Here is a 26,531-nt window from a genome sequence, read left to right on the forward strand (position 1 = left end):
GTTCAGATCGATTGCGGGAAGCTGAACAGGTTGGTCGGGTCCACCGCCGCCTTGATCCGCTCCAGCCGCGCGAGATTAGCGCCGTAATAGCGCGCGCGCCAATCGACCAGCGAGGCGTCCGGGAAATTCTGGAACGCGCCCGCGCCGCCGAAGCGGTTCACCACGCCATAGAGCGCGTCCTGCCACGCCTTGGCGGCGCGCACGACCTCCGGCCGCGCCGCGTCCTCGGCGTTCCACACCGCGCCGACCACGCCCAGCCAGCGGCTGTCGCGATGCACGAAGGCGGTCGCCTCCGGCAGCGTCTCGTTCATCTGCCCGCCGGTCTGGAAGAAGAACAGGCTGGCCTGCGCGCCGGTGCCCGGCCACTGGCGCAGATGCTCGGTGGCGGTTTCGAGGAATTCCTCCGACGGCGCGCTCGCGAGGAAGGCGGAGCGCTCGCGGTACCAGCCCGGCTCGCCGGGCTCCATGAGGAAATGCTGCGCCTCCCAATAGGCGAGCTCGCGCACATCGGTGAAATCCGGCACTGCCACGGCCAGCACCGGCGCCAGCAAGGCGAGGAACTCCTCGCGCGACCCGGCATATTGCGCCAGCAGCGTGAGCGGCACCTGCCGCCCCTTTTCCGCCAGCGCCGGAGTGACGCCGCCGAGCGCGATGCGCGAGCCGAGCACGCGCGGGCCGTCGTCCGTGCAGGCGAACAGCGCTTTCGCCGCCTCCAGCGTCTTGCCGCGCCAGACGAGGCGCGCCACCGTCAGCCGCGTATCGACCGGCTGCGTTTCCAGCGTGAACGACGTACTGACGCCGAAATTGCCGCCGCCGCCACCCCGGATCGCCCAGAACAGGTCGGTCTCCTCGCCGCCCGACAGCGCCCGCACCCGGCCGTCGGCGGTGACGATCTCGGAGGCGACCAGCCGGTCGGCCCCGACGCCGAAGCGGCGCATGTTGAAGCCGATGCCGCCGCCGAGCAGGAAGCCGGCGGCGCCGACGGTCGGGCAGCGGCCGTGGGTGATCATCCGCCCCGCCCCGCGCAGCGCCTCGTAGACCTGCGCATTGAGCGCGCCAGCGGCGACGCGCACCCGACCGCTCGCCGCGTCATAGGCAATGGCGTCCATCGGTGTCATGTCGAGGACGATGCCGCGGCTGGTGGAGAAGCCGGCATAGGAATGGCCGCCGCCGCGAAGGGCGAACGGCATCTCGTAATCCTGGCACCAGGCCAGCACCTCGGCGATCATCCGCGGCGTCCGGCACGGCACGACCGCCTCGGGCCGCACCGGCTCGAAGCGCAGATTGTTCGGCAGCGCCTCGGCGGCGAATTGCGGGCTCGACGGGCGCAGCAGGCCGCCCTCGGTGATGCGGGCGAGGCGATCCCAGCGATCCGGCACGACGGCGGGCGCGGCAGGCGCCGGCTGCGCCCTGAGCGGCCCGATCCCCAATGCGGTGGCGGCCGCCGCGCCGCCGACCAGCAGGCCGCGACGCGTCACCCGTGCTCTATCGCTCATGGCACCCTCCCCTCGCGCCGATATTGCCGGCGTCTTGTCCTGCGCGGTGTCTTACGCCGCCGGCGGTTTGGGAAGTGTTAGCGCCCGTCGCCCCCCCCCGCGAACGCATAGCAAAACGCCCGCGACGGTCCCCCGTCGCGGGCGTTGCAGCCTCGAAGTCGGATCGCTCAGTGCTCGATGTCGACGTCCTTGGTCTCCGGGCCGAGCAGCAGCGCGACGAGCGTGATGCAGGCCATGGAGGACAGGTAGACACCGACCCAAAACGGCGAGCCATTGCCATAGCGCCACAGCGCCACCGCGATGAACGGCGCCACCGCCGCGCCGAGGATCGACGACACGTTGTAGGCGATGCCCGAGCCGGTGTAGCGCACATTGGCCGGGAACAGCTCCGGCAGCAGCGCGCCCATCGGGCCGAAGGTCATGCCCATCAGCGTGAAGCCGAGGATCAGCCACGCCATCACGCCCAGGGGGCCGGCGGCCAGCATCGGCGTCCACAGGAAGCCGAACACGATGATGCCGAGCGTGATCGCGATCAGCGTGCGGCGACGGCCCCAGCGGTCGGCCCAGGGGCCGGAGAGCAGGGTGAAGATGCCGAAGAACACCACGCCGCCGATCATCATCAGCACGAAAGTGCGGTAGTCGTAGCCAAGGCCGGGCACGGCGCCACCGGGCGCGGCGCGGCCATAGCTGAGCGAGAAGGTGGTCATCAGGTAGAAGAGCACATAGGTCGCCAGCATGTAGAAGGTGCCGAGCACGATCGCCTTGAAGTGGTTCTGGAAGGCGGCGGCCAGCGGCACGCGGGTGACCTTGCCCTTCTGCACGGTCTTCTCGAAGGCCGCGCTCTCGACGAGGTTGAGGCGCACCCAGAGGCCGACGATCACCATGACGATCGAGAACAGGAACGGGATGCGCCAGCCCCATTCGAGGAAGGCCTGCGAGGGACGCGAGGGATCCTCGGAGGGCAGCACTGCGGCGATGATCAGGAACAGGCCGTTGGCGACGATGAAGCCGATCGGCGCGCCGAGCTGCGGGAAGGTGCCGTACACCGCCCGCTTGCCGGGAGGCGCGTTCTCGGTGGCGACCAGCGCCGCGCCGCTCCACTCGCCGCCGAGCGCGAAGCCCTGCGCGAGACGCATGATGACCAGCAGCGCCGGGGCGAGCCAGCCGGCCATCTCATAGGTCGGCAGCGCGCCGATCAGGAAGGTGGCGATGCCCATGGTGAGCAGCGCGCCGACCAGCGTCGCCTTGCGGCCGCGCTTGTCGCCGAGATGGCCGAAGAAGATGGCGCCGAGCGGGCGCGCCACCATCGCCGCGCCGAACACGGCGAGCGAGGCGAGCAGCGCCACGGTGTCGTCGCCGGCCGGGAAGAACAGATGCGGGAATACCAGCACCGCCGCGGTGGCGTAGACGTAGAAATCGTAGAACTCGATCGTGGTGCCGATCAGGCTGGCGAGAATGACGCGGGATCGCGGATTGGCGACGGCGGGTTCCGCCCGCTCCGCGGCAGCTGCAAAGGACATCGTTGAAAAGGCTCCGTGGGTGGCGCGGCCCATCGGGAGGCACGGCGCCAGACGAAAGCGCGGCGGAGCCAGCTTCGGCCCTCGCCCGCGCGCGATTGGCGCCCGTCATATACCGAGCCTGCGACGGAATGAACCGCGCTGAGCGCATGGCTTATAATTCTATGGTCGTAGAGGCGCAGACCGCGACATTTTCTTGCGCGGCGTGGAGAGGGTGCTTTCGTGCTGGGCCGCCGTCCTCCCAGGAACCCTGGTGACCCTTCCTCCCGAGATAGCGGCTCTTTCTTCCCTCTCCCCGGTGGGGAGAGGTGGCCCACGAAGCGGGTCGGTGAGGGGGGATAACATGGGAAACCGTAGAGCCCCCTCACCCCACCCCTCTCCCCCGCGGGGAGAGGGAGCCGGTCGCTCGTTAGGCAATGATCGGTCAGATGCTCGGGACGACGCTGTTGAAGGAGGAGGCGCTCAGAGCACGCGGACCATCAACCCCTCACACCCGCGACAGCCGGTTCCAGGCGTCGAGGCCGGCGATCTTGTAGGCCTCGGCCAGCGTCGGGTAGTTGAAGGTGTTCTCGATGAAATAGTCGATGGTGCCCTTCAGGTTCAGCACCGCCTGGCCGATATGGATCAGCTCGGTGGCGCCCTCGCCGACGATGTGCACGCCGAGCAGGCGGCGGGTCTTCACCGAGAAGATCATCTTCATCATGCCGGTGTTCAGCCCCATGATGTGGCCGCGCGAGGTCTCGCGGAAGCGGGCGATGCCGCACTCATAGGGAATCTCCCGCCGGCGCACCTCCTCCTCGCTCATGCCGACCGTCGACATTTCCGGCACCGAATAGATGCCGTAAGGGAAGAATTCCGGCGGCGGCGGCGGCTCCAGCCCGAAGGCGTGGCAGGCAGCGACGCGGCCCTGCTCCATCGAGGTGGAGGCAAGGCTGGGGAAGCCGATGACGTCGCCGGCGGCATAGATGTGCGGCACCGAGGTCTGAAGCGTCTTCGGATCGACCTTGAGCCGGCCGCGATGGTCGACATCGAGCCCCGCCGCACCGAGATTGAGCGTATCGGTAGCGCCGACCCGACCGGCGGCGAAGAGCAGCATGTCGGTGGTGACGGTGCGCCCGTCGGAGAGCCGGCAGATCGGGCGGCCATCATTGCCGAGCTCGATGGCGCCGACATTGGCGCCGAGCCGCAGCGAGACGTTGCGGTCGCGCAATTCGTGCACGAACTCCTCGATCAGCTCCTTGTCGATGAAGTCGAGGAAGCTCGAGCGTGGCTCGATCAGCGTCACCTGCACGTCGAGCGCGCTGAAGATGGTGGCGTATTCGACGCCGATCACCCCAGCGCCGATCACCGCGAGGCTGCGCGGCAGGCGCGGCAATTCGACGATCTCGTCGCTGTCGAACACGTTGGTGCCGTTGAACGGCACATAATCCGGTCGGAACGGCCGCGTGCCGACGGCGATGAGGATGTGCGAGCCGGAGACGGTGGTGTGCTCGCCGGTCTCGCCGGTGATCTCAATGTCATAGGGCGAGACGAAGCGCGCCTCGCCGCGCGCGGTCTTCACCCCGTTGCGGCTGAACTGGTGCTCCAGCACGTCGACCTCGTGATCGAGCGTCTTGTGCAATCGCGCCAGCAGATCGGCGGCGCCGATATCCTGCTTCACCCGGTAGGAGCGGCCGTAGAAGCCGCGCTCGCGCCAGCCCGACAGGTTGAGCACCGTCTCGCGCAGCGTCTTGGAGGGGATGGTGCCGGTGTGCACGGACACGCCGCCGACCCGGCGGCCCTTCTCGACCACCAGCACCGACTTGCCGATCTTGGCGGCCTGCACGGCGGCGCGGCGGCCGGACGGGCCGCTGCCGATGACGATCATCTCATAGTCGGTCGCCTTATGGTCAGGCATGGGTCGCCGTCGCTCCTGCGGGCCTCGCTTTCTGCCCAATGCACGATGAATGCCAAGCCGGTATGACGTTCCGCGTTTCCGCCCCGACATTTCCCGGCTAAAAAAGGGCGGAGCGAGCAGGAGGAGACGGGTCTTGGCAGAACAGCGGCAGCAGGCGGAGGGCACCGGCGCGAAGGAAGCGGCCGGGACGGAAGCCAGCGCGGAGGATTTGCGCACCGGCTCGGGGGCGCCGGCCACCAATGAGCGCACGCTGGAACAGGCGCTCGGCCTGCAGGTACGCGCCATCCGCCGCGAGCTCGACCTCACCGTCTCCGATCTCGCCAGCGCTGCCGGAATCTCCGTCGGCATGCTCTCGAAGATCGAGAACGGACTGATCTCGCCGTCGCTCGGCACGCTGCAAGCCATCTCCAGCGTGCTCAACGTGCCGATCTCCAGCCTGTTCTCCGGCTTCGAGGAAAAGCGCGACTGCTCCTTCGTGCCCGCCGGCCAGGGCGTGCATATCGAGCGGCGCGGCACCAAGGTCGGGCACCAGTACGAACTGCTCGGCCACGCGCTCGGCGGCGAGGTGGCGGTGGAGCCCTATCTCATCACCCTGAGCGAGGAAGCGGTGCCCTATACCGGCTTCCGCCATGCCGGGGTGGAGTTCATCCACATGCTCACCGGCGAGGTGGTGTACCGCCACGGCGACCGCACCTATCACCTGCGGCCAGGCGATTCGCTGATGTTCGATTCAGCCGCCACCCACGGGCCGGAGGAGCTGCTGGTGCGGCCGATGACCTATCTGTCGATCATCATCTACCCGCGCGATCCGATCTGACCGCCACCGCCTCCCACCTCTGAACTTTTCCTAACAGGAAAATTTTATTCCCCCACATTGACGCCACACCGCGTTGCCCGTACATCTCGCTCACGAACAACCGAGATGGTTTGCAGGAGACGCGCGGATGTGCGGAATTGTCGGCCTCTTCATCAAGGACCCGAAGCTGGAACCCCAGCTCGGCGCCCTGCTGGCGGAAATGCTGGACGTGATGTGCGACCGCGGGCCGGATTCGGCCGGCTTCGCCGTCTATGGCAGCGGCAAGGACGGCACGGTGAAGCTCACCCTGCGCGGCCCGGCTGGCACCGACTTCGCCGCCATCGGCGCGGCGCTCGGCCATGAGGTGGCGCCGCGCGACACCCATGCGGTGCTCACCGTCCCCGCCGCCGCCGAAGCGGATGTGCGCACGGCGCTCAAGAGCCGGTTCCCGGCGATCGACGTGATCAGCACCGGCGCCCGCATGGAGCTCTACAAGGAAGTCGGCCTGCCCGCCGACGTCGCCAAGCGCTTCAAGCTGGAGACGATGAGCGGCACCCATGCCATCGGCCATACCCGTATGGCGACCGAGAGCGCGGTGACCACCGACGGCGCCCACCCCTTCTCCACCGGCGCCGACCAGTGCCTGGTGCATAACGGCTCGCTGTCGAACCATGCCGGCCTGCGCCGCCGGCTGGAGCGCGAGGGCCTCCACCTCGCCACCGAGAACGACAGCGAGGTCGCCGCCGCGTACCTCACCTACCGCATGCGCGAGGGCGACACGCTCGGCGAGGCGCTGGAGCATTCGCTCGGCGATCTCGACGGCTTCTACACCTTCGTCGTCGGCACCGAGAGCGGCTTCGGCGTGCTGCGCGACCCCATCGCCTGCAAGCCGGCCGTCATGGCCGAAACCGATCAATATGTCGCCTTCGGCTCGGAATACCGCGCGCTCGCCGGCCTGCCGGGCATCGAGAACGCCCGCGTCTTCGAGCCGGAGCCGGCCAAGGTTTATTTCTGGGACCGCGCAGCATGACCCTTTCCGTGAAGCCTGCCGGCGACGCCGCCGGCCTCCAGCTGGTCGACCTCTCGACCTCCAGCGTGCGCGAGCTCAACGCCGCGCTACACGCCCTCGGCCCCGACACCAACCAGACCCTCTGGAAGGTGGCGCACCCCAATGGCCGGCACGCCATCGCCGCCGGCCTCGATGCCGCCATCGACATCGAGATCGACGGGCCGGTCGGCTATTACTGCGCCGGCATGAACAAGCACGGCCGCGTCGTCATCAACGGCAATGCCGGCGTCGGCGTCGGCGAGAACATGATGTCGGGCTTCATCCATGTGAAGGGCGACGCCAGCCAGTCGGCCGGCGCCACCGCCCATGGCGGCCTCCTCGTCATCGACGGCAACGCCTCGGCGCGCTGCGGCATCTCGATGAAGGGCATCGACATCGTGGTGAAGGGCTCGGTCGGCCATCTCTCGGCCTTCATGGGACAGGCGGGCTCGCTCGTCGTGCTCGGCGACGCCGGCGAGGCGCTCGGCGACAGCCTCTACGAGGCCAAACTGTTCGTGCGCGGCAAGGTCGCCGGCCTCGGTGCCGACTGCATCGAGAAGGAGATCCGCGACGAGCACAAGGCGCTGCTGGCCTCGAAGCTCGACGCCGCCGGCATCCTCGGCGAGGTCGATATCGGCGAGTTCCGCCGCTACGGCTCGGCCCGCACGCTCTATCATTTCCACGTCGACAACGTGTCGAGCTACTGAGGGGCGGGACCATGAACGATCTCACCAACACCCCGCGCACCAAGCCCCGTACCTCGGCGACCTTCGACGAGTACACGCTGTCGGAAATCCGCCGCGCGGCGGCGACAGGCATCTACGACATTCGCGGCGCCGGCGCGAAGCGCAAGCTGCCGCATTTCGACGACCTCCTGTTCCTCGGCGCGTCGATGTCGCGCTACCCGCTGGAAGGCTATCGCGAGAAGTGCTCGACCGAAGTCGTCCTCGGCACCCGCTTCGCCAAGAAGCCGATCGAGCTGAAGATCCCGATCACCATCGCCGGCATGAGCTTCGGCTCGCTCTCCGCCAACGCCAAGGAAGCGCTGGGGCGCGGCGCCTCGGCGATGGGCACCTCGACCACCACCGGCGACGGCGGCATGACCAATGAGGAGCGCGGGCACTCCACCCAGCTCGTCTACCAGTATCTGCCCTCGCGCTACGGCATGAACCCGGATGATCTCAAGCGCGCCGACGCCATCGAGGTGGTGGTCGGCCAGGGCGCCAAGCCCGGCGGCGGCGGCATGCTGCTCGGCCAGAAGATCACCGAGCGCGTCGCCGGCATGCGCACCCTGCCCGTCGGCATCGACCAGCGCTCCGCCTGCCGTCACCCCGACTGGACCGGGCCGGACGACCTCGAGATCAAGATCGAGGAACTGCGCGAGATCACCGACTGGGAGAAGCCGATCTATGTGAAGGTCGGTGCGGCGCGGCCCTATTACGACACCGCGCTCGCCGTGAAGTCCGGTGCCGACGTCGTCGTCGTCGACGGCATGCAGGGCGGCACCGCCGCCACGCAGGAGATCTTCATCGAGCATGTCGGCATCCCGACGCTGGCGGCGGTCCGCCAGGCAGTGAAGGCGCTGCAGGACCTCGGCATGCACCGCAAGGTGCAGCTGATCGTCTCCGGTGGCATCCGCAACGGCGCCGACGTCGCCAAGGCTCTGGCGCTCGGCGCCGACGCGGTGGCGATCGGCACGGCGGCACTGGTGGCGCTCGGCGACAACGACCCGCACTGGCAGGGCGAGTACGAGAAGCTCGGCACCACCGCCGGCGCCTATGACGACTGGCACGAGGGCCGCGATCCGGCGGGCATCACCACGCAGGACCCGGCGCTGATGGCGCGGCTCGACCCGGTCGCCGCCGGCCGCCGCCTCGCCAACTATCTCGCGGTGCTGACGCTGGAGTGCCAGACCATCGCCCGCGCCTGCGGCAAGAGCCATGTGCACAACCTCGAGCCGGAGGATCTCGTCGCGCTGACCATCGAGGCGGCGGCGATGGCGAATGTGCCGCTGGCCGGCACCAACTGGATCCCGGGCAGCAACGGGAATTTCTGACCAGATGCCGCGCTTCGGCGCGGCATTTGCACATTCATCGCCTCAACGAGCCCTCAACGGGCCGGGGAACGGCACGAACACCGATTGCAGCAGGACCGCTTCAGATGGCCAATGATCTTGCCCATGCCGCCAAAGAGCTCGGCATCAAGTATTTCCTGATCTCCTATGTCGACCTTTTCGGCTCCCTGCGCGCCAAGCTGGTGCCGGCTCAGGCGATCGGCGGCATGCAGAAGTCCGGCGCGGGTTTCGCCGGCTTCGCCACCTGGCTCGACATGAGCCCGGCCGACGCCGACCTGTTCGCCGTGCCGGACGCCGACAGCCTGATCCAGCTGCCGTGGAAGCCGGAAGTCGGCTGGCTGGCCTCAGATCTCGTCATGAACGACGAGCTGGTGGCGCAGGCGCCGCGCAACGTGCTGAAGAGCACCATGCTGGGTGCCGAATCCATCGGCTACCAGATGAAGACCGGCGTCGAGTGCGAGTTCTTCCTGACCACGCCGGACGGCAAGAAGATCTCCGACGCCTCCGACGACGCCACCAAGCCCTGCTACGACCAGTCCGCCCTGATGCGCCGCTACGAGGTGATCAAGGAAATCTGCGACTGCATGCTCACCCTCGGCTGGGGCCCGTACCAGAACGACCACGAGGACGCCAACGGCCAGTTCGAGATGAACTGGGACTTCGACGACGCGCTGGTCACCGCCGACCGCCACGTCTTCTTCAAGTACATGGCGCGCTCCATCGCCGAGAAGCACGGCCTGCGCGCGACCTTCATGCCCAAGCCCTTCATCGACCTCACCGGCTCGGGCTGCCACATGCACACCTCGCTGTGGCAGGGCGACACCAACCTGTTCGAGGACGAGGACGGCGAGCTCGGCGTCTCCGACCTCTGCTACAACTTCATCGGCGGCCTGATCCACTCGGCCGACGCGATGTGCGCCTTCACCAATCCGACGGTGAACTCCTACAAGCGCATCAACGCGCCGCGCACCGTCTCCGGCGCCACCTGGGCGCCCAACACCGTCACCTATACCGGCAACAACCGCACCCACATGATCCGCATCCCCGATGCGGGGCGGCTGGAGCTGCGGCTGCCGGACGGCGCGGCCAACCCCTATCTCGCCCCGGCGGCGGTGCTGGCGGCCGGCCTCGACGGCATCCAGAACCAGCGCGATCCCGGCAAGCGGCTCGACATCAACATGTACACCGACGGCCACAAGGTGCGCGGCGCCAAGAAGCTGCCGCTGAACCTGCTCGACGCCCTGCGCGCGCTGGAGAAGTCGAACGTGCTGAAGAACGCGCTCGGCGCCCCGGTGGTCGACGGCTTCCTCAAGCTGAAGCACGAGGAATGGAACGCCTATTCGCGCCACCTGACGGAATGGGAACGCGCCAACACGCTGGATATCTGAGCGTCGGAAGACAGAACAGCCTCATGGTCGGCGCTCCGCCATCCGACCCGGCACAGGCGCGCCCGCGATTTCGCGGATGAGCTTCTGCCGGATCGCGATGGGGAAGGCGTCGACCGAGCGCACTGGCAGGACGAAAGCACCCGGCCCGCCGATCACTTCCTCGATGAAATAGCGGACGAGTTCGTCGGGGGGAAAGGCGGTCTCGTCGTCGTCAGGGTCCTTGTAGACCAGCGGCAGTCCATTGATGGTGATGCCCCGTGCCAGTATCACCCCGCGCACCTGCTCAAGCGGGCGTCCGCGATTGCTTAAGCCGTCGCCGGACAGGTCGATCACCCGACGGTCGCCGGCATAACCGGCGGAGCCAAACAGGTCGGCGCAAAACAGCAGCGCCTCGCCCATCGCGGTGCCATAGACGAGGCGCCCGGGCGAGCCCTCTGCGAGACGCTCGGCGAAGGCATGCGATGCCGCCGCGCCGTCGATCAGCGTCCAGGGCAGCACGACGCGCTCGCGCCCCTCCCCACCCCATTCGACATAGGTGACGGCGATCCGCCCACGCCGGCCCTGACGAATGGCGCCTATGACGGTCTCATCGCGGAAGGCCGCGACGAAGCCGGCAAGCTGGAGCTGCTTTTCCGCGCGGTCCATCGAGGTGGAGACATCGGTGGCGAGCACCAGTTCCAGGTCGACCTCGACGGTTTCTCCCCCCTGCGCGTGCGAACCCTGCCAGGGCGTCGCAACGGTCATCGCCGCGACGGCGATCAACAGCGCGAGGGCAATGGCTGGCCCGCGCGCGCCCCTAAGCCATCCCCGCATGGTGCCCCCTCACCTTTTGATCGCGGTTATCACCCCGCGGGGCCGGGAGGCTGCGCGCCAATTGTTGCAGTATTGTTTGATCGAACGACAAGCGGGATCGGGACGGAAGGAAGCCATGCCCCCGCGCTGCTTCAACGGCATTGTCTTCGACGAGGATTTTTCCTGTGCGCTCCGCGAGTCGAAGGTGGAGATCCGCTTCACCCGCTCCGAGCGCGCCGTACTGGAGGCGCTGGCCGGCAATGCCCGGCGGGTGATGAGCCGCAGCCAGTTGCTCGACGCCATAGCGGGACCCGGCTCGGACTCCACTGACCGCAGCATCGACTTTGTGATCAACCGGCTGCGCGCCAAGCTGGGAGACCGGGCACGGGCGCCGAGCTTCATCGCCACCCGATATGGCGAGGGCTATGTCTGGATCGCCTGGCCGACAGGCGAGTGAAGGACAGGCTCAGAAGCGGAGCTCGTCCTTTACGTCGAACGGCACCACGCCGCGCCGGTCCGGGTCGAGCACGATGGCCCGGTCGAGCGGCGGAAACGCCCTGTCCGGGCAGTTCGTGCGCGGGCAGATGCGGCAATTGACGCCGAGCGGGGCGATGCTGGACGCCTTCAGGTCGATCCCGTCGGCATAGACGATCTCCCCGGCATAGGAGAGCTCGCAGCCAATGCCGAGCGCATAGCGCCGCTCACGCTGGCCGAAGCGCTGGACGGGCTTGATGGCCCCCCGCGCGAGACACAGATAGCGCACCCCGTCCGGCATCTCGCCGACCTGCGCCAGCAGCTTCGAGGGCTGCTCGAACGCCTCGTGCACGTTCCACACCGGGCAGGCACCGCCATAGCGGGCGAACTGGAAGCGCGTGGCGCTGTGGCGCTTGATGACGTTGCCGGCGCGATCCACCTTCAGGAAATAGAACGGCACGCCCTTCTCGCCCGGCCGCTGCAACGTCGAGAGCCGGTGGCACACCTGCTCCAGGCTGGCCCCGGTGATGGCGGCGATCAGATCGAGATCGTGCCGCCGCTCCCGCGCCAGCCGCGCGAAGCGGCGATAGGGCAGGATCAGCGCCCCGGCATAGTAGTTCTGCAGCGACAGCCGGCACACCTCGCGGGCGGCGGTGCTGCGGAAGCCAGCCTCCGCCACATGCCGGTCGATCAGTTCGCCCTGCTCGAAGCGGGCGATAAGCGTGGCGAGGCGAAAGGCGCGGCTCGCCGGATCGAGCCCGCGCGCCAGCGTCGCCACTCGGCGATGGCGATCGAAGCGCAGCAGCGGCGCCTCCACCGCGTCGGAGGGCGCGGTCTCCACGCCGATATCGTGGTGCTCGCGCAGATGCCGCTCCAGCACCGCGCCGGCATCGGGACGGGCGAACAGGTCGAGCGCGGCGCTCTTCTCCTCCGCCGCCCGGTCGAGGCCGTCGACATAATTGTCGATGTAATGGAAATGGTCGCGCACCTCGTCATAGGGCGCGAGGTTGCGGGCCTCGCCGTCGCCCTCCCCGCCGCCCGCCGAGGTGACGGCATCGTCGAGCGCGGCGCGACGCTCCACCAGCCGGCGCATCGCCCCGTGCAGGCGCAGGAAGGCATGGGCGAAGGCCGGTGCATGGGTGGTGGCGTTCTTCAGGTCCTGCAGGCTCGGCTCCAGCCCGCGGAACACCGGATCGGCCAGCGCCTCGCGCAGGTCGGCGACGATGCGGTCGAGATCGTCGGCGCCGAAACGGGTGATGTCGAGGTCGAAGGTGCGGCCGATGGCGAGCAGCACCGCGGCGGTGAGCGGACGCTGATTGCTCTCGATCTGGTTGATGTAGCTCGGCGACAACGAAAGGCGTCGCGCGAAATCCATCTGGGTAAGGCCCAGCCTTTCGCGCAGATTGCGCACGGCATGACCGGCGAATACCTTCTTCGACATGATGGCCTCCGGCGAGGGCTAACGGTGAAACGGTGTCATCCGTCCGCCCTGCCCGCTCCCACGTGCGGAGGGAGCTGGCGGGCTTGCGCTCCCCGCCCGTCGATCTTGTGAAATTTTTACAGTTTTACGATCCGCATTTTCACAGCTTATCGTGCGGGTCACAAGGGCTTAGAAGTGGCGAAGCGAGCGGGCGCCCTTCCGACTCTTCGGTTGGCGCCCCGGAGAAGGTGCGTGCCATGAAGCATATCCTCGACGAACTCGACCAGCGCCGCGCGAATGCCCGCCTCGGCGGCGGCGAGAAGCGCATCGCCGCCCAGCACAAGCGCGGCAAGCTCACCGCCCGCGAACGCATCGAGCTGCTGCTCGACAGTGGCTCCTTCGAGGAATTCGATACCTTCGTCGAGCATCGCTGCGCCGATTTCGGCATGGAGGCCAACAAGATCCCCGGCGACGGCGTCGTCACCGGCTGGGGCACGGTGAACGGGCGGCAGGTCTTCGTCTTCGCCAAGGACTTCACCGTGTTCGGCGGCTCGCTGTCCGAGGCGCATGCCGCCAAGATCACCAAGATCCAGGACATGGCGCTGAAGACGCGCTCGCCGATCATCGGCCTGTTCGATGCTGGCGGGGCGCGCATCCAGGAAGGCGTCGCCGCGCTCGGCGGCTATGGAGAGGTGTTCAAGCGCAACGTCACCGCCTCCGGCGTCATCCCGCAGATCTCGCTGATCATGGGCCCCTGCGCCGGCGGCGACGTCTATTCGCCGGCGATGACCGACTTCATCTTCATGGTGCGCGACACCTCCTACATGTTCGTCACCGGTCCGGACGTGGTGAAGACCGTCACCAACGAGACGGTCACCGCCGAGGAACTCGGCGGCGCCAAGGTGCACACCTCGAAATCCTCGGTCGCCGACGGCGCCTTCGACAACGATGTCGAGGCGCTCTTGCAGATGCGGCGGCTGATCGATTTCCTGCCGGCCAACAACCAGTCCGGCGTGCCGCAATGGCCGAGCTTCGATGATGGCGAGCGGCTGGATGCCTCGCTCGACACGCTCGTCCCCGACAATCCGAACAAGCCCTACGACATCAAGGAGCTGATCGGGAAGGTGGTCGACGAGGGTGATTTCTTCGAGATCCAGGCCGCCTTCGCCGGCAACATCGTCACCGGCTTCGGCCGGGTGGAGGGGCGCACGGTCGGCATCGTCGCCAACCAGCCGATGGTGCTCGCCGGCGTGCTCGACAGCGACGCCTCGCGCAAGGCGGCCCGCTTCGTGCGCTTCTGCGACGCCTTCGAGATCCCGATCCTCACCCTCGTCGACGTGCCCGGCTTCCTGCCCGGCACGGCGCAGGAATATGGCGGACTGATCAAGCACGGCGCCAAGCTCCTGTTCGCCTATTCGCAGGCCACCGTGCCGCTGGTCACCGTCATCACCCGCAAGGCGTTCGGCGGCGCCTATGACGTGATGGCGTCCAAGCATGTCGGCGGCGACGTCAACTATGCCTGGCCGACGGCGCAGATCGCGGTGATGGGCGCCAAGGGGGCGGTGGAGATCATCTTCCGCGCCGATATCGACGATCCCGAGAAGATCGCCGCGCGGACCAAGGAATATGAGGCTCGCTTCCTCTCGCCCTTCGTGGCGGCCGAGCGCGGCTATATCGACGAGGTGATCGCCCCCCGTTCGACCCGTAAGCGCATCGCCCGCGCACTCGCCATGCTCAGATCCAAGCATGTCGAGACGCCGGCGAAGAAGCACGACAACCTGCCGCTGTGAGGCTCATCCATGTTCCGTAAGATCCTCATCGCGAACCGTGGCGAGATCGCCTGCCGCGTCATCAAGACCGCCCGCCGTATGGGCATCAAGACGGTGGCGGTCTATTCCGATGCCGACAAGGACGCGCTGCATGTCGCGATGGCCGACGAGGCCGTGCCTATCGGCGCCGCGCCGGCCGCGCAGTCCTATCTGCTGATCGACAAGATCATCGCCGCCGCCAAGCAGACCGGCGCCGAGGCGGTGCATCCCGGCTATGGCTTCCTCTCCGAGCGCGCCGCCTTCCCGGAGGCGCTGGCGAAGGCGGGCATCGTCTTCATCGGCCCCAATCCGGGGGCCATCGAGGCGATGGGCGACAAGATCGAATCCAAGAAGGCGGCGGCGGCGGCGAAGGTCTCCACCGTGCCCGGCTATCTCGGCGTGATCGAGGATGCCAAGCAGGCGGCAGAAATCGCCGACGAGATCGGCTATCCCGTGATGATCAAGGCCTCGGCCGGCGGCGGCGGCAAGGGCATGCGCATCGCCCATTCCCGCGACGAGGTGCAGGACGGCTTCGACCGCGCCCGCTCGGAGGCGAAGTCCTCCTTCGGCGACGACCGGGTGTTCGTCGAGAAGTTCATCGTCGATCCCCGCCACATCGAGATCCAGGTGCTGGGCGACAAGCACGGCAACGTCATCTATCTCGGCGAGCGCGAATGCTCGATCCAGCGCCGCAACCAGAAGGTCATCGAGGAAGCGCCCTCGCCGCTGCTCGACGAGGCCACACGCCGCAAGATGGGCGAGCAGGCCGTCGCGCTGGCCAAGGCGGTGAACTATGACAGCGCCGGCACGGTGGAGTTCGTCGCCGGGCAGGACAAGTCCTTCTATTTCCTCGAGATGAACACCCGCCTGCAGGTGGAGCATCCGGTGACCGAGCTCGTCACCGGCATCGACCTCGTCGAACAGATGATCCGGGTCGCCGCCGGCGAAAAGCTTGCCATCGCGCAGGACGACGTGAAGCTGAAGGGCTGGGCGGTGGAGAGCCGCGTCTATGCCGAGGACCCCTATCGCAACTTCCTGCCCTCCATCGGCCGGCTGACGCGCTACCGGCCGCCGGCCGAGCGGGTCGAGAACGGGGTGACCGTGCGCAACGACACCGGCGTCTATGAGGGCGGCGAGATCTCGCTGTTCTACGACCCGATGATCGCCAAGCTGATCACCCACGCGCCGACGCGCCTCGCCGCCATCGAGGCGCAGGCGGACGCGCTCGACGCCTTCGCCCTCGACGGCATCCAGCACAACATCCCCTTCCTGTCGGCGCTGATGGACCACCCGCGCTGGCGCGAGGGCCAGCTGTCGACCGGCTTCATCGCCGAGGAATACAAGGGCGGCTTTTCCGGCGCCGCGCTCACCCCCGCCCTCACCCACCGGCTGGCGGCGGTGGCGGCGGTGATCGACAATATCGGCAACGCCCGCAAGCGGACGATCTCCCAGCAATTGCCCGGGCGCAGCGTGGTGTTCGAGCATCGCCGGGTGGTGCGACTCGGCGATCTGTCGCTGTCCTGCGAGGTCGACCGCGCCGCCGGCGGCTTCATCGTCACCTTCCTCGACGATGAGGGGCGCGCCACCGGTACCTATGAGCTGCGCTCCGGCTGGAAGCAGGGCGAGCCGGTGTGGCACGGGACGTTCGACGATGAGCGGATCAGCGTGCAGGTGCGCCCGCGCCTCAACGGCGTCGCGCTCGGCCATCGCGGCGTGGCGGTGGCGGCAGTGGTCTATACCGAACGCGAGGCCGAGCTCGCCGCGCTGATGCCGGAGAAGCAGGACGCCGGCAGCGGCAAGCAGCTGCTTTGCCCGATGCCGGGGCTGGTGGTCTCCATCGCGGTGGCGGAGGGGCAGGAGGTGAAGGCCGGTGAGGCGCTCGCCATCGTCGAAGCGATGAAGATGGAGAACGTGTTGCGCGCCGAGCGCGACGCTACGGTGAAGAAGGTGCTGGCCAAGGCCGGCGACAGCCTCGCCGTCGACGCCGTCATCCTCGAATTCGCCTGAGGACAGCCCGCCATGGATCCCCTCGATCTCGACCTCGCCACCCTGCCGGCCGCCACCCGCGCGGACTGGCTCAAGCTGGTCGAGGGCGTGCTCAAGGGCGCGCCCTATGAACGGCGCATGGTCACCCGCACCTATGACGGGCTGGCGCTCGACGCCCTGCCGCCGCGCCGCGTCGAGGCCGGGCTGGTCGCCGCCCGGCCGTCGGGCGCGCCATGGAAGGTGCTGACCCGCATCGACCATGGCGACCCGGCCACCGCCAATGCCCAGGCATTGGACGACCTCACCAACGGCGCCGACGGCCTCGCCCTCGTCTTCGCCGGCGCGCCCTCGGCACATGGCTTCGGCCTGCCGGTGACGCGCGCGGCGATCGCCGCCACGCTTGACGGAGTGATGGCCGATCTCGTCACCCTGCGCGTCGAGGCCGGGCGCTTCCAGGGCCGCGACATCGCCCTGGCGCTGGCATCGCTGCTCGACACGCAGGATCCCGGGACGCTCGACATCCGCTTCGGCCTCGATCCCATCGGCGACCTCGCCGCGCTTGGCGCCTCGCCGCTGGAATGGGACAGCCTGTCGCTGCGCCTGGCCCAGACCGTCTCGGCGCTGCGGCTGCGCGGCTTCACCGCGCCGATGGTGCGGGCGGACGGACGCCCGTACCACGCCGCCGGCGCCACCGACGCACAGGAACTGGCGAGCGTGCTCGCCACCGCCGTCGCCTATCTGCGGGCGCTGGAGGCTTCCGGCCTCGCCATCGAGGAGGCCGCGCCGCTGATCGAGGCGACGCTGGTGGCCGATGTCGACCAGTTCCTCACCCTCGCCAAGCCGCGCGCGCTGCGCCTCGTCTGGGCGGCGGCGCTGGAGGCCTGCGGCGTCGCCAGCCCGCCGCCGCTCGCCATCCACATGGAAACCGCCTGGCGCAGCCTCACCCGGCTCGACCCGCACACAAACCTGCTGCGTGGCACCATCGCCGCCTTCGCCGCCGGGACGGGCGGAGCCGACAGCCTCACCGTGCTACCGTTCACGCAAGCGCTCGGCCTACCGGATGCGAGCGCCCGCCGGCTCGCCCGCAACACCCAGCTGATCCTCATCGAGGAAGCCAACATCCACCGCGTCGCCGATCCCGCCGCCGGCGCCGGCGCGGTGGAGGAGCGCACGCAGCAGCTGGCCGCCGCCGCGTGGGAGCTGTTCCGCGCCTTTGAGAAGGAAGGCGGGATCGTCGAGGCCCTGCAATCGGGCAGCCTGCAGCGGCAGATCGGACAGGCCCGCGCCGCCCGCGCGCAGGACATCGCCACCCGCAAGGCGCCGATCACCGGCACCTCGGAATTCCCGCTGCTCGGCGCCGCCGTGCCGGCCGTGCTGGCGCCGCTGCCGCTCCTCGATGCGCCGCCCCCCGCCGAGGGCGCGCTGCTGGTCGAGCCGCTGGTCCCGCACCGCCTCGCCGAACCCTTCGAGGCGCTGCGCGCCGCCGCCGCACGGGCCGAACCGGCTCCCTCGGTGTTCCTCGCCAATCTCGGCACGCCGGCCGACTTCACGGCGCGGGCCGGTTTCGCGAAAAACCTGTTCGAGGCCGGCGGCATCGCCGCCCCCGGCAATGACGGCTTTGCCGACGAGGCCGCCCTCGTCGCCGCCTTCCGCGCCTCCGGCACGCGGCTCGCCTGCCTGTGCGGGTCGGACGGCACCTATGCGGAGCGGGCGGAGGCGGCCGCGCGGGCGCTGAAGCAAGCCGGCGCCGATCGCCTGTGGCTCGCCGGGCGGCTGCCCGAGCAGGAAGCCGGGCTGCGGGCGGCCGGCGTCGACGGCTTCATCTTCGCCGGCTGCGACGTGCTCGACGCACTGCGACTGTCACACGTCCCGACTGCCGTATTCGGGTAGTATGGTCGAGCGAGACGGATGGCGTCACGGCGAAGGGGAACGGCATGAAGCGGATGGTCGGCAGGATGGTATTGGGGATGGCACTGCTGGCGGGCGGCGCGGCGTCCGCCTCCGAGCAGACCGCCCATGACGGCGTGTGGAAAGTGCAGACCTCGGTGGAAGACGGCCGCTGCGGCACCAATTACGGCTTCAAGCTGTCGGTGAAGAAGGGCCGCGTGACCTATGCCGGCATGTGGCCGGTGAAGGCGACGGGCGACATCCGCCCCGGTGGCCGGATCGCCATGGACATCGCCCATGGCGGCCAGCACGTGCTGGCGACCGGACTGGTGCGGGGCGAACACGCCTCGGGCGAATGGAAGACACCCAAGCCGGCCTGTTCGGGCGCCTGGGTGGCCAGCCGGCAAAGCTAGGCCGGCAGGATTCGGGCGGTCGCGGCTCACGAGCGGCGCGCCCGGTGTCGAAGGAGACGACAGGATGAGCCGCGTTCCGAATTTCTCCGGCCTCGACTGGCGCCGGCCGGCGCTCGCCGCGCCGAGTTCCGGCACTGCCCACTGGATGACGCCGGAAGGCATTGCGGTGAAGGGCAGCTACGGCCCGGACGACCTCGCCGGGCTCGGCTTCGTCGACAGCTATCCCGGCCTGGCGCCGTTCCTGCGCGGTCCCTACCCGACCATGTACGCCACCCAGCCCTGGACGATCCGGCAATATGCCGGCTTCTCCACGGCGGAGGATTCCAACGCCTTCTATCGGCGCAATCTCGCCAGCGGCCAGAAGGGATTGTCGGTCGCCTTCGATCTCGCCACCCATCGCGGCTATGACAGTGACCATCCGCGCGTCGCCGGCGATGTCGGCATGGCCGGGGTGGCCATCGATTCCATCCTCGACATGCGCACTCTGTTCGCCGGCATCCCGCTCGATCGGATGAGCGTGTCGATGACCATGAACGGCGCGGTGCTGCCGGTACTGGCGCTTTATGTCGTCGCCGCCGAGGAACAGGGGGTGACGCCGGCCCAGCTCTCGGGAACCATCCAGAACGACATCCTCAAGGAGTTCATGGTCCGCAACACCTATATCTACCCGCCGGCGCCCTCGATGCGGATCATCTCCGACATCTTCGCCTTTACGTCATCGGCGATGCCGCGCTTCAACTCGATCTCGATCTCCGGCTACCACATGCAGGAAGCCGGGGCGACGCAGGACCTGGAGCTCGCCTACACGCTGGCGGACGGGCTCGAATATGCCCGCGCCGGCGTCAAGGCCGGCCTGCCGATCGACGCTTTCGCGCCGCGGCTGTCGTTCTTCTGGGCCATCGGCATGAACTTCTTCATGGAGGTCGCCAAGCTGCGCGCCGCCCGGCTGATCTGGGCGAAGCTGATGGCCGATCTCGGCGCCCAGAACCCCAAGTCGCTGCCGCTGCGCACCCATTCGCAGACCTCCGGCTGGAGCCTGACCGCGCAGGACGTGTTCAACAACGTCATGCGCACCATGGTCGAGGCGATGGCAGCCACCCAAGGCCACACCCAATCGCTGCACACCAACGCGCTCGACGAGGCGCTGGCGCTGCCGACCGACTTCTCCGCCCGCATCGCCCGCAACACCCAGATCCTGCTGCAACAGGAGAGCGGCACCACCCGCGCCATCGACCCGTGGGGCGGCTCCTTCTATGTGGAGAAGCTGACCGCCGATCTCGCGGCGCGGGCCAGCGCGCACATCGCCGAGGTAGAAGCGCTCGGCGGCATGGCGAAGGCCATCGAGGCCGGCATTCCCAAGCTGCGCATCGAGGAGGCGGCGGCGACCACGCAGGCGCATATCGACGCCGGCGCGCAGACCGTGGTCGGTGTCAACAAGTACAGGCCGGCGAGCGAGACGCCCATCGACGTGCTCAAGGTCGACAATTCGGCCGTGCGCGCCGCCCAGATCGACAAGCTGCGCCAGCTGAAGGCCGGGCGCGATCCGCAGGCGCTCGACGCCGCGCTCGCCGCCCTGCGCAATGGCGCGGCCGGCGGCGGCAACCTCCTGGCGCTCGCCATCGACGCCGCACGGGCGCGGGCGACGGTGGGGGAGATTTCCGATACGCTGGAGAGCGTCTTCGGCCGGCATCGCGCGGAAATCCGCGCGGTGTCGGGCATCTATCGGCGGGAAGCGGGTGCCATGAGCGACAAGGTGGCGGCGGTGCGCCAGCGGGTCGAGACCTTCGAGAACGAGGAAGGAAGGCGCCCACGCCTCCTCGTCGCCAAGGTCGGCCAGGACGGCCACGACCGCGGCCAGAAGGTGATCGCCTCCGCTTTCGCCGATCTCGGCTTCGACGTCGACATCGGCCCGCTCTTCGCCACCCCCGAGGAGGCGGCGCGGCAGGCGGTGGAGAACGACGTGCACGTCATCGGCATCTCGTCGCTGGCGGCCGGCCATCTCACGCTGGTGCCGCAGGTGAAGGCGGCGCTGGAGGCGGAAGGGCGCGGCGACATCATGATCGTGGTCGGCGGCGTGGTGCCGCCGCAGGATTATGACGCGGTGCGCGCCGCTGGCGCCGAGGCGATCTACCCGCCCGGCACGGTGATCGCCGAAGCGGCGGAAGAGCTCATCGAGGCAATCAGCCGCCGGCTCGGGCATGGCCGGGCAGCGGCCGAGTAGCGCGCCGCATCTTCCTCAGCGCGTCCTCCAGGCATCGGGAGCCTGGACATTGGGGCTTTCCGCCAGATCGAGTTCGAGCATCGTCGATCCATCGACGATGGCGCCGGCGGTGAAGGCGCCGTAGGAACGCAGCGTCAGCACCGCCTCGCCACGATCAGCATTGATCGTGTAGCGGTCCGGCGAGAAGGAATCGTGCAGGTAGAACACGACCTTGCCAGTGACAGGCTGCGCGCCCCTGGCCGGGCGCACCGCCAAAGTGAGCTTGCACCAATCGCCATTCAGCATGGATTCCTCGACTGTCGCGCTCAAAACGCGACCATTCTGCCGCTCATTGCCTCCAAATCGACCCTTGTTGGGATCGTTTGCCAGAATCGGCGGCGGCGGCTCGACGAATTCCGGCAGCGCCTCGGATAGCGGCGTCTCGCCGGGCGGCGCGAGCATCGCCTTGAGCGACGCGACCTCGCGGAAGAGCTGATCGAGCTTCACATTGATGTTGCTGTCCACCTCGGTGGTGGCGGCAATGTTGTTGGTGTCGATCTTGGCAAGCGCCGCCTTCACTCCGTCCGAACCGAAGGAAAACGACTCGATCTTCGGCGCCAGCAAAGTGACGATGGCAAGGGCGATGAGGATGCTGACCTTCGATCCGTCGCCGGCGATTCGGCCGAAAGCTTCCGCAGCGGCGACGATGAGGCACATCACGGCGATGATGATGAAAGGCTTGTTGAGCGACTTCTGCCAACCGGCATAGGCCGCAGCGGCGACGGCTCTGACATTGTCCACGGAACTGCCCCCCGGCAGATGAGAAAATACCCTCATAAATTGTATATGGATCGATCGTCCTCGCAATAGGTTGCGACACCGGTTCATTGGCACAACGATTGCTTACAAGCTTTGTATACAAGCCTGTGAGCCCAGCGTGATGAACCCGTCTACCGCCAATATCGAGGAATCGATCCTCTCCGCCATCCTGGCCGGCCGCATCCCGCCCGGCACACGGCTCGGCGAGCAGAAGCTCGCCGATCTGTTCGGTGTCTCCCGCACCCGCGTACGCGAGGCAATGATGCGGCTGGAGACGCGCGGCATCGTGCAGGTGAGCGCCCGGCGCGGCTGGTTCGTGGTCGAGCCTTCCGCCGACGAGGCGCGCGAGGCGTTCCAGACCCGCCGCGTCATCGAGACCGGGCTGTTGCAGACCGTGCGCGAGGTGCCGCCCAAGGTGCTGGCCAGCCTCAAGGAGCATGTCGCGATCGAGCGGCAGGCCATCGAGACGGGCGACGTGTCGTCGCGCGCCTGCCTGCTCGGCGACTTCCACATCCACCTAGCCGATGCGCTGGGCAACCGGCTGCTCACCGAGATCATCCGCGACCTCACCGCCCGCACCACGCTGATCTCCATGCTCTACCAGCCGACGGAGAAGGCCGAGGAATCCAGCCACGACCACGAGGACATCGTCGCGGCGATGGAGGCGGGCGATCTCGCCGGCGCCGCCCGGCTGATGGACGAGCACATCGGCAAGGTGGAGGCTGGCCTCGACCTCTCCGCCAAGCCCGACCCGCTCGCCTCGCTGCGCGAACTGCTGGTTCCCTCGACCTTCAGCGACGTCGCCCCTTCCATGCCGCACGCCCACGGCGCCGCGGCACCGCATGCGCATCATCATCCATCGACCAAAGAGGACTGATCCATGAACCGCCGCACCCTGCTCGCTTTGCTTGCCGGCGCCGTCGTCGCCGCGCAGGCGCTGCCTGCTTTGATCCAGCCGGCGCATGCCGACGCGCTCGCCACCATCGAAGCGGGCAAGGTCATCCGCATCGCGGTGCCGCAGGACTTCCCGCCCTTCGGCAGCGTCGGCGCCGACATGGCCCCCAAGGGCTATGACGTCGACGTGGCCAAGCTGATCGCCGACAAGCTGGGCGTGAAGCTGGAACTGGTGCCGGTGACCAGCGCCAACCGCATCCCCTATCTCCAGACCAACAAGGTCGACCTCGTCATCTCCTCGCTGGGCAAGAACCCGGAGCGCGAGAAGGTCATCGACTTCTCCGCCGCCTATGCGCCGTTCTTCAACGGCGTGTTCGGCCCGGCCGACGTGGCGGTGAAGGAGGCGAAGGATCTCGCCGGCAAGACCATCGGGGTGACCCGCGGCGCGGTGGAAGACCTCGAGCTGACCAAGGTCGCCCCCGCCGACGCCTCCATCAAGCGCTACGAGGACAATAACGGCACCATCTCCGCCTTCCTGTCCGGGCAGGTCGACGTCATCGCCACCGGCAACGTGGTCGCCGCCGCCATCCTCGCGCGCAACCCGCCGAAGAAGCCGGAGATCAAGTTCCTGATCAAGAACTCGCCCTGCTATATCGGCCTCAACAAGAACGAGCCGGCGCTGCTCGCCAAGGTCGATGGCATCATCGCCACCGCCAAGAAGGACGGCGCGCTGGACGCCATCTCCGAGAAGTGGCTCGGCACCAAGCTGCCCGCCGATCTGTGAGCGGCTTCGGGGGCCGATCGTCCGGACTGACCTGAAGGCGCCCCATCGCTCGCAGGTCCGATCGCCCCCTTGACCTCTCCCCACCCGAAACCGGCTGTTGCCGGGTTCGGGTCAGGCAAGACCGACGCAAATATCCGGCTCCGGTGGAGAGGTGGCCCGCGCAGCGGGTTGGTAAGGAGCGGCGCGATTGGGAAGCGTCGAAGGCCCCTCACCCTACCCCCTCTCCATCAAACTCGGCTGTTGCCGGGTTTGACCTATCAAAGATCGAACTCGGCAACAGCTGAGTTCGAGGCGGGGAGAGCGGGCTACCCGCCTCCCCATCGCCTGATCCTTTTCCCTAAGGGGCGAGGACTTTCCCGACATCACCCCACCAGCGGGAGTTCAGTGGCATGAACTACGCGTTCGATTTCGGCTGGCTGGCCGATTACTGGCCGGTGCTGCTCAAGGGCATCGGCATTACCGTCGAGCTCACCCTGGTCGGCGGCGTACTGGGGGTCAGCCTCGGCATCGCCTGCGCCTGGGCGCGGGTGCTCGGTCCCGGATGGCTCAAGCCCATCGTCGCGGCCTATGTGGAGATGATCCGCAACACGCCGTTCCTGATCCAGCTGTTCTTCATCTTCTTCGGCCTGCCGGCGCTCGGGCTACGCATGGGGGAATTGCCGGCCGCCAACCTCGCCATGGTGATCAATCTCGGCGCCTATGGCTGCGAGATCATCCGCGCCGGCATCCAGGCGACGCCGCGCGGGCAGTTCGAAGCCGGCGCCAGCCTTGGCATGAGCCGCATCCAGACCTTCTGGTATGTCGTGCTCGTCCCGGCGCTGCAACGCATCTGGCCGGCGCTGTCGTCGCAGATCGTCATCGTCATGCTCGGCTCGGCGGCGGTGTCGCAGATCGCGGCGGAGGATCTCACCTTCGCGGCGAACTTCATCCAGTCGCGCACCTTCCGCGCCTTCGAGACCTATTTCGCCGCGACGCTGATCTACCTGGCGCTGGCCATCGTGCTGCGCCAGCTGCTGCGCGGGCTCGGCTGGACGATCTTCCCGCGGCGAACGGCACGGTGAGGAGACGGCGATGAACGATTTCACCACCTGGGACATCCTGCGCAACCTGCTGTTGGCGGCGCGCTGGACAGTGCTGCTCTCCATCGTCTCCTTCGTCGGCGGCAGCCTCGTCGGCGTGGCACTGCTGTTCGCGCGCATCGGCAAGGGGCGGCTCGGGCCGGCCTTCGCCAGAACCTATATCGAGCTGTTCCAGGGCACGCCGCTGCTGATGCAGTTGTTCCTCGCCTTTTTCGGCCTCGGCCTGTTCGGCATCGACGTGCCGGCCTGGCTGGCGGCCGCCGTAGCGCTGATCCTGTGGACCGCCGCCTTCCTCGCCGAGATCTGGCGCGGCTGCGTCGAATCCGTCGCCAAGGGCCAGTGGGAGGCGTCGTCCTCGCTCGGCATGGGCTATCTGCAGCAGATGCGCTGGGTGATCCTGCCGCAGGCGCTGCGGGTGGCGGTGCCGCCCACGGTCGGCTTCTCGGTGCAGGTGGTGAAGGGCACGGCGCTCACCTCGATCATCGGCTTCGTGGAGCTCTCCAAGGCCGGGACCATGGTGACCAACGCTACCTTCGAGCCCTTCACCGTCTACGGCTTCGTGGCGCTGATCTATTTCTGCCTGTGCTGGCCGCTGTCCAAGTCTTCCCAGATCCTCGAGAGGAAGCTCAATGTCGCTCATCGAAATCACTGAGGTGAAGAAGCGCTTCGGCGACAACGAAGTGCTCAAGGGCATCAATATCGACGTCGAGCCGGGCGAGGTCATCGCCATCATCGGCAAGTCAGGCTCCGGCAAGTCGACGCTGCTGCGCTGCATCAACGGGCTGGAGACCATCGACGACGGCTCGATCTCGGTAGCCGGCGCGCAATTGCTGCCGGACGAACTGCATCTGAAGGCGCTGCGCCTCAAGGTCGGGATGATCTTCCAGGGCTTCAACCTGTTCCCGCACCTCACCGCCGGGCGCAACGTCATGCTGTCGCAGATGGTGGTGAAGAAGACGCCGAAGGCCGAGGCCGAAGTGATGGCCAAGAAGATGCTGGAGCGGGTCGGGCTCGGCCACAAGTTCGATGCCTATCCGGACCAGCTCTCCGGCGGCCAGCAGCAGCGCGTCGCCATCGCCCGCGCGCTGGCCATGCAGCCCATCGCCCTGCTCTGCGACGAGATCACCTCGGCCCTCGACCCGGAACTGGTCAACGAGGTGCTGGCGGTGGTGAAGGAGCTCGCCTCGGAAGGCATGACGCTCCTGATGGTGACGCACGAAATGCGCTTTGCCCGCGACGTGTGCTCGCGCGTGGTGTTCATGCATCAGGGCCGGGTGCATGAGATCGGGCCGCCGGAAGAGGTGTTCGCCAATCCGAAGACGCCGGAGCTCAAGCAGTTCCTCGGCGTGACGCACTGAGGCGCGGCGCGCTTCCCAAGCGTCTCCCGCCATGGCACATCGGGCGCGATGAAAACCCGCCCGATGAAGCCGATCGCCTCCGACTGGACCGACGTGGTGCTGGTCTGCCGCAAATGCGCGAAGAAGCTCAAGAAGGGCTTCGGTGCGGATGGCGGCGACCGCCTCGCGCCGGCGCTGCGCGGCGCGGTCGCCCATCGCGAGGGCGGCAATCCGATGAAGAAGCCCCGGCGCAAGGGGGCCGGCGTGGCGGTTGTCGAGGTCGACTGCCTCGGCGTCTGCCCGAAGGGCGCCGCCGTCGTGGTGCCGGCCGGCGCCCCTGAGCGCTGGCGGCTGGTGCGGCGCGGCGACGACCTCGCCACGCTGCTCGACGAGATCGCCCCGCCGCGCGGCGCGTGAGGCTC

General features: G+C 68.1%; 23 protein-coding genes. 17 read left to right on the plus strand and 6 right to left on the minus strand.

All coding sequences use genetic code 11. From position 1 onward, the window contains the following. Positions 1-2 precede the first annotated feature (2 nt). From LGR54_RS11140 to sthA, 3 genes are all read right to left on the minus strand, one after another. A complete protein-coding gene (locus LGR54_RS11140; RefSeq protein WP_230362016.1) occupies positions 3-1,496 on the minus strand; it encodes an FAD-binding oxidoreductase in 1,494 nt (497 codons plus the stop codon). A gap of 167 nt (positions 1,497-1,663) precedes the next feature. Continuing rightward, the gene (locus LGR54_RS11145; protein ID WP_230362017.1) at positions 1,664-3,016 is read right to left on the minus strand and encodes an MFS transporter; all 1,353 of its coding nucleotides are present in this window, start codon (positions 3,014-3,016) and stop codon (positions 1,664-1,666) included. Between the two features lie 484 nt (positions 3,017-3,500). After that, entirely contained in the window at positions 3,501-4,910 is a 1,410-nt protein-coding gene (sthA, locus tag LGR54_RS11150; protein ID WP_230362018.1) for a Si-specific NAD(P)(+) transhydrogenase, read from the minus strand. Between the two features lie 133 nt (positions 4,911-5,043). Here sthA and LGR54_RS11155 point away from each other — a divergent pair, with 133 nt between their 5' ends. The 5 genes from LGR54_RS11155 (at position 5,044) to glnT (ending at position 10,216) form a co-directional block, all read left to right on the plus strand. Continuing rightward, positions 5,044-5,727 carry an XRE family transcriptional regulator gene (locus LGR54_RS11155; protein ID WP_230362019.1) on the plus strand — a complete coding sequence of 228 codons (684 nt, stop codon included), beginning with the start codon at positions 5,044-5,046 and terminating at the stop codon, positions 5,725-5,727. A 127-nt stretch (positions 5,728-5,854) separates the two neighbouring features. Beyond that, a complete protein-coding gene (locus tag LGR54_RS11160; RefSeq protein WP_230362020.1) occupies positions 5,855-6,736 on the plus strand; it encodes a glutamine amidotransferase family protein in 882 nt (293 codons plus the stop codon). Next, positions 6,733-7,461: a protein glxC gene (locus LGR54_RS11165; protein WP_230362021.1), complete on the plus strand. Its 729-nt coding sequence runs from the start codon at positions 6,733-6,735 to the stop codon at positions 7,459-7,461. Before LGR54_RS11160 ends, LGR54_RS11165 begins: the two co-directional genes overlap by 4 nt. A gap of 11 nt (positions 7,462-7,472) precedes the next feature. Next, positions 7,473-8,810 carry an FMN-binding glutamate synthase family protein gene (locus LGR54_RS11170; protein ID WP_214011160.1) on the plus strand — a complete coding sequence of 446 codons (1,338 nt, stop codon included), beginning with the start codon at positions 7,473-7,475 and terminating at the stop codon, positions 8,808-8,810. Positions 8,811-8,914: 104 nt separating this feature from the next. Then, entirely contained in the window at positions 8,915-10,216 is a 1,302-nt protein-coding gene (glnT, locus tag LGR54_RS11175; protein ID WP_230362022.1) for a type III glutamate--ammonia ligase, read from the plus strand. A 21-nt stretch (positions 10,217-10,237) separates the two neighbouring features. Here glnT and LGR54_RS11180 read toward each other — a convergent pair whose 3' ends face one another. Continuing rightward, positions 10,238-10,978: a DUF1194 domain-containing protein gene (locus tag LGR54_RS11180; protein ID WP_230362023.1), complete on the minus strand. Its 741-nt coding sequence runs from the start codon at positions 10,976-10,978 to the stop codon at positions 10,238-10,240. A 166-nt stretch (positions 10,979-11,144) separates the two neighbouring features. On the opposite strand from LGR54_RS11180, the gene LGR54_RS11185 reads away from it, so the two are divergent. Beyond that, positions 11,145-11,465: a helix-turn-helix domain-containing protein gene (locus LGR54_RS11185; protein WP_230362024.1), complete on the plus strand. Its 321-nt coding sequence runs from the start codon at positions 11,145-11,147 to the stop codon at positions 11,463-11,465. Positions 11,466-11,474: 9 nt separating this feature from the next. Here LGR54_RS11185 and LGR54_RS11190 read toward each other — a convergent pair whose 3' ends face one another. Next, a complete protein-coding gene (locus LGR54_RS11190) occupies positions 11,475-12,923 on the minus strand; it encodes a short-chain fatty acyl-CoA regulator family protein (RefSeq protein ID WP_230362025.1) in 1,449 nt (482 codons plus the stop codon). A 236-nt stretch (positions 12,924-13,159) separates the two neighbouring features. On the opposite strand from LGR54_RS11190, the gene LGR54_RS11195 reads away from it, so the two are divergent. From LGR54_RS11195 to scpA, 5 genes are all read left to right on the plus strand, one after another. Further along, positions 13,160-14,692 (plus strand): acyl-CoA carboxylase subunit beta, encoded by a 1,533-nt coding sequence (locus tag LGR54_RS11195; protein ID WP_230362026.1) that lies wholly within the window; start codon positions 13,160-13,162, stop codon positions 14,690-14,692. A gap of 9 nt (positions 14,693-14,701) precedes the next feature. Then, positions 14,702-16,717, plus strand: a complete 2,016-nt coding sequence (locus LGR54_RS11200) for an acetyl/propionyl/methylcrotonyl-CoA carboxylase subunit alpha (RefSeq protein ID WP_230362027.1) — start codon at positions 14,702-14,704, stop codon at positions 16,715-16,717. A 12-nt stretch (positions 16,718-16,729) separates the two neighbouring features. After that, on the plus strand, positions 16,730-18,586 hold the full coding sequence (locus tag LGR54_RS11205; RefSeq protein ID WP_230362028.1) for a methylmalonyl-CoA mutase subunit beta: 1,857 nt from the start codon (positions 16,730-16,732) through the stop codon (positions 18,584-18,586). A 44-nt stretch (positions 18,587-18,630) separates the two neighbouring features. After that, on the plus strand, positions 18,631-18,996 hold the full coding sequence (locus LGR54_RS11210; RefSeq protein ID WP_230362029.1) for a hypothetical protein: 366 nt from the start codon (positions 18,631-18,633) through the stop codon (positions 18,994-18,996). Positions 18,997-19,060: 64 nt separating this feature from the next. Continuing rightward, positions 19,061-21,217 carry a methylmalonyl-CoA mutase gene (scpA, locus tag LGR54_RS11215; RefSeq protein ID WP_230362030.1) on the plus strand — a complete coding sequence of 719 codons (2,157 nt, stop codon included), beginning with the start codon at positions 19,061-19,063 and terminating at the stop codon, positions 21,215-21,217. 15 nt (positions 21,218-21,232) lie between these two features. Here the strand turns inward: scpA and LGR54_RS11220 are convergent, their stop codons facing one another. Beyond that, positions 21,233-22,084, minus strand: a complete 852-nt coding sequence (locus LGR54_RS11220; protein ID WP_230362031.1) for a pYEATS domain-containing protein — start codon at positions 22,082-22,084, stop codon at positions 21,233-21,235. A 52-nt stretch (positions 22,085-22,136) separates the two neighbouring features. On the opposite strand from LGR54_RS11220, the gene LGR54_RS11225 reads away from it, so the two are divergent. The 6 genes from LGR54_RS11225 (at position 22,137) to LGR54_RS11250 (ending at position 26,526) form a co-directional block, all read left to right on the plus strand. Beyond that, positions 22,137-22,892, plus strand: coding sequence for a GntR family transcriptional regulator (locus tag LGR54_RS11225; protein ID WP_230362032.1), 756 nt, complete (start codon positions 22,137-22,139; stop codon positions 22,890-22,892). Positions 22,893-22,895: 3 nt separating this feature from the next. Continuing rightward, a complete protein-coding gene (locus tag LGR54_RS11230) occupies positions 22,896-23,693 on the plus strand; it encodes a transporter substrate-binding domain-containing protein (protein WP_230362033.1) in 798 nt (265 codons plus the stop codon). 389 nt (positions 23,694-24,082) lie between these two features. Continuing rightward, entirely contained in the window at positions 24,083-24,754 is a 672-nt protein-coding gene (locus LGR54_RS11235) for an amino acid ABC transporter permease (RefSeq protein ID WP_230362034.1), read from the plus strand. A 10-nt stretch (positions 24,755-24,764) separates the two neighbouring features. Further along, on the plus strand, positions 24,765-25,424 hold the full coding sequence (locus LGR54_RS11240; protein WP_230362035.1) for an amino acid ABC transporter permease: 660 nt from the start codon (positions 24,765-24,767) through the stop codon (positions 25,422-25,424). Next, the gene (locus LGR54_RS11245) at positions 25,402-26,130 is read left to right on the plus strand and encodes an amino acid ABC transporter ATP-binding protein (RefSeq protein ID WP_214011146.1); all 729 of its coding nucleotides are present in this window, start codon (positions 25,402-25,404) and stop codon (positions 26,128-26,130) included. Before LGR54_RS11240 ends, LGR54_RS11245 begins: the two co-directional genes overlap by 23 nt. Before the next feature lie 63 nt (positions 26,131-26,193). After that, positions 26,194-26,526 (plus strand): (2Fe-2S) ferredoxin domain-containing protein, encoded by a 333-nt coding sequence (locus LGR54_RS11250; protein WP_230362036.1) that lies wholly within the window; start codon positions 26,194-26,196, stop codon positions 26,524-26,526. The last annotated feature ends 5 nt before the right edge of the window (positions 26,527-26,531 follow it).

The organism is Ancylobacter sp. Lp-2, from assembly GCF_020523795.1.
GTDB lineage: Bacteria > Pseudomonadota > Alphaproteobacteria > Rhizobiales > Xanthobacteraceae > Ancylobacter.

Excerpts from the sequence above, each read along its gene's own strand:
- LGR54_RS11140 (WP_230362016.1), bottom strand. The coding sequence starts at position 1,496 with ATGAGCGATAGAGCACGGGTGACGCGTCGCGGCCTGCTGGTCGGCGGC.
- LGR54_RS11145 (WP_230362017.1), bottom strand. The coding sequence starts at position 3,016 with ATGTCCTTTGCAGCTGCCGCGGAGCGGGCGGAACCCGCCGTCGCCAAT.
- sthA (WP_230362018.1), bottom strand. The coding sequence starts at position 4,910 with ATGCCTGACCATAAGGCGACCGACTATGAGATGATCGTCATCGGCAGC.
- LGR54_RS11160 (WP_230362020.1), top strand. The coding sequence starts at position 5,855 with ATGTGCGGAATTGTCGGCCTCTTCATCAAGGACCCGAAGCTGGAACCC.
- LGR54_RS11165 (WP_230362021.1), top strand. The coding sequence starts at position 6,733 with ATGACCCTTTCCGTGAAGCCTGCCGGCGACGCCGCCGGCCTCCAGCTG.
- LGR54_RS11170 (WP_214011160.1), top strand. The coding sequence starts at position 7,473 with ATGAACGATCTCACCAACACCCCGCGCACCAAGCCCCGTACCTCGGCG.
- glnT (WP_230362022.1), top strand. The coding sequence starts at position 8,915 with ATGGCCAATGATCTTGCCCATGCCGCCAAAGAGCTCGGCATCAAGTAT.
- LGR54_RS11185 (WP_230362024.1), top strand. The coding sequence starts at position 11,145 with ATGCCCCCGCGCTGCTTCAACGGCATTGTCTTCGACGAGGATTTTTCC.
- LGR54_RS11190 (WP_230362025.1), bottom strand. The coding sequence starts at position 12,923 with ATGTCGAAGAAGGTATTCGCCGGTCATGCCGTGCGCAATCTGCGCGAA.
- LGR54_RS11195 (WP_230362026.1), top strand. The coding sequence starts at position 13,160 with ATGAAGCATATCCTCGACGAACTCGACCAGCGCCGCGCGAATGCCCGC.
- LGR54_RS11200 (WP_230362027.1), top strand. The coding sequence starts at position 14,702 with ATGTTCCGTAAGATCCTCATCGCGAACCGTGGCGAGATCGCCTGCCGC.
- LGR54_RS11205 (WP_230362028.1), top strand. The coding sequence starts at position 16,730 with ATGGATCCCCTCGATCTCGACCTCGCCACCCTGCCGGCCGCCACCCGC.
- LGR54_RS11210 (WP_230362029.1), top strand. The coding sequence starts at position 18,631 with ATGAAGCGGATGGTCGGCAGGATGGTATTGGGGATGGCACTGCTGGCG.
- scpA (WP_230362030.1), top strand. The coding sequence starts at position 19,061 with ATGAGCCGCGTTCCGAATTTCTCCGGCCTCGACTGGCGCCGGCCGGCG.
- LGR54_RS11220 (WP_230362031.1), bottom strand. The coding sequence starts at position 22,084 with ATGAACCGGTGTCGCAACCTATTGCGAGGACGATCGATCCATATACAA.
- LGR54_RS11225 (WP_230362032.1), top strand. The coding sequence starts at position 22,137 with ATGAACCCGTCTACCGCCAATATCGAGGAATCGATCCTCTCCGCCATC.
- LGR54_RS11230 (WP_230362033.1), top strand. The coding sequence starts at position 22,896 with ATGAACCGCCGCACCCTGCTCGCTTTGCTTGCCGGCGCCGTCGTCGCC.
- LGR54_RS11235 (WP_230362034.1), top strand. The coding sequence starts at position 24,083 with ATGAACTACGCGTTCGATTTCGGCTGGCTGGCCGATTACTGGCCGGTG.
- LGR54_RS11240 (WP_230362035.1), top strand. The coding sequence starts at position 24,765 with ATGAACGATTTCACCACCTGGGACATCCTGCGCAACCTGCTGTTGGCG.
- LGR54_RS11245 (WP_214011146.1), top strand. The coding sequence starts at position 25,402 with ATGTCGCTCATCGAAATCACTGAGGTGAAGAAGCGCTTCGGCGACAAC.
- LGR54_RS11250 (WP_230362036.1), top strand. The coding sequence starts at position 26,194 with ATGAAGCCGATCGCCTCCGACTGGACCGACGTGGTGCTGGTCTGCCGC.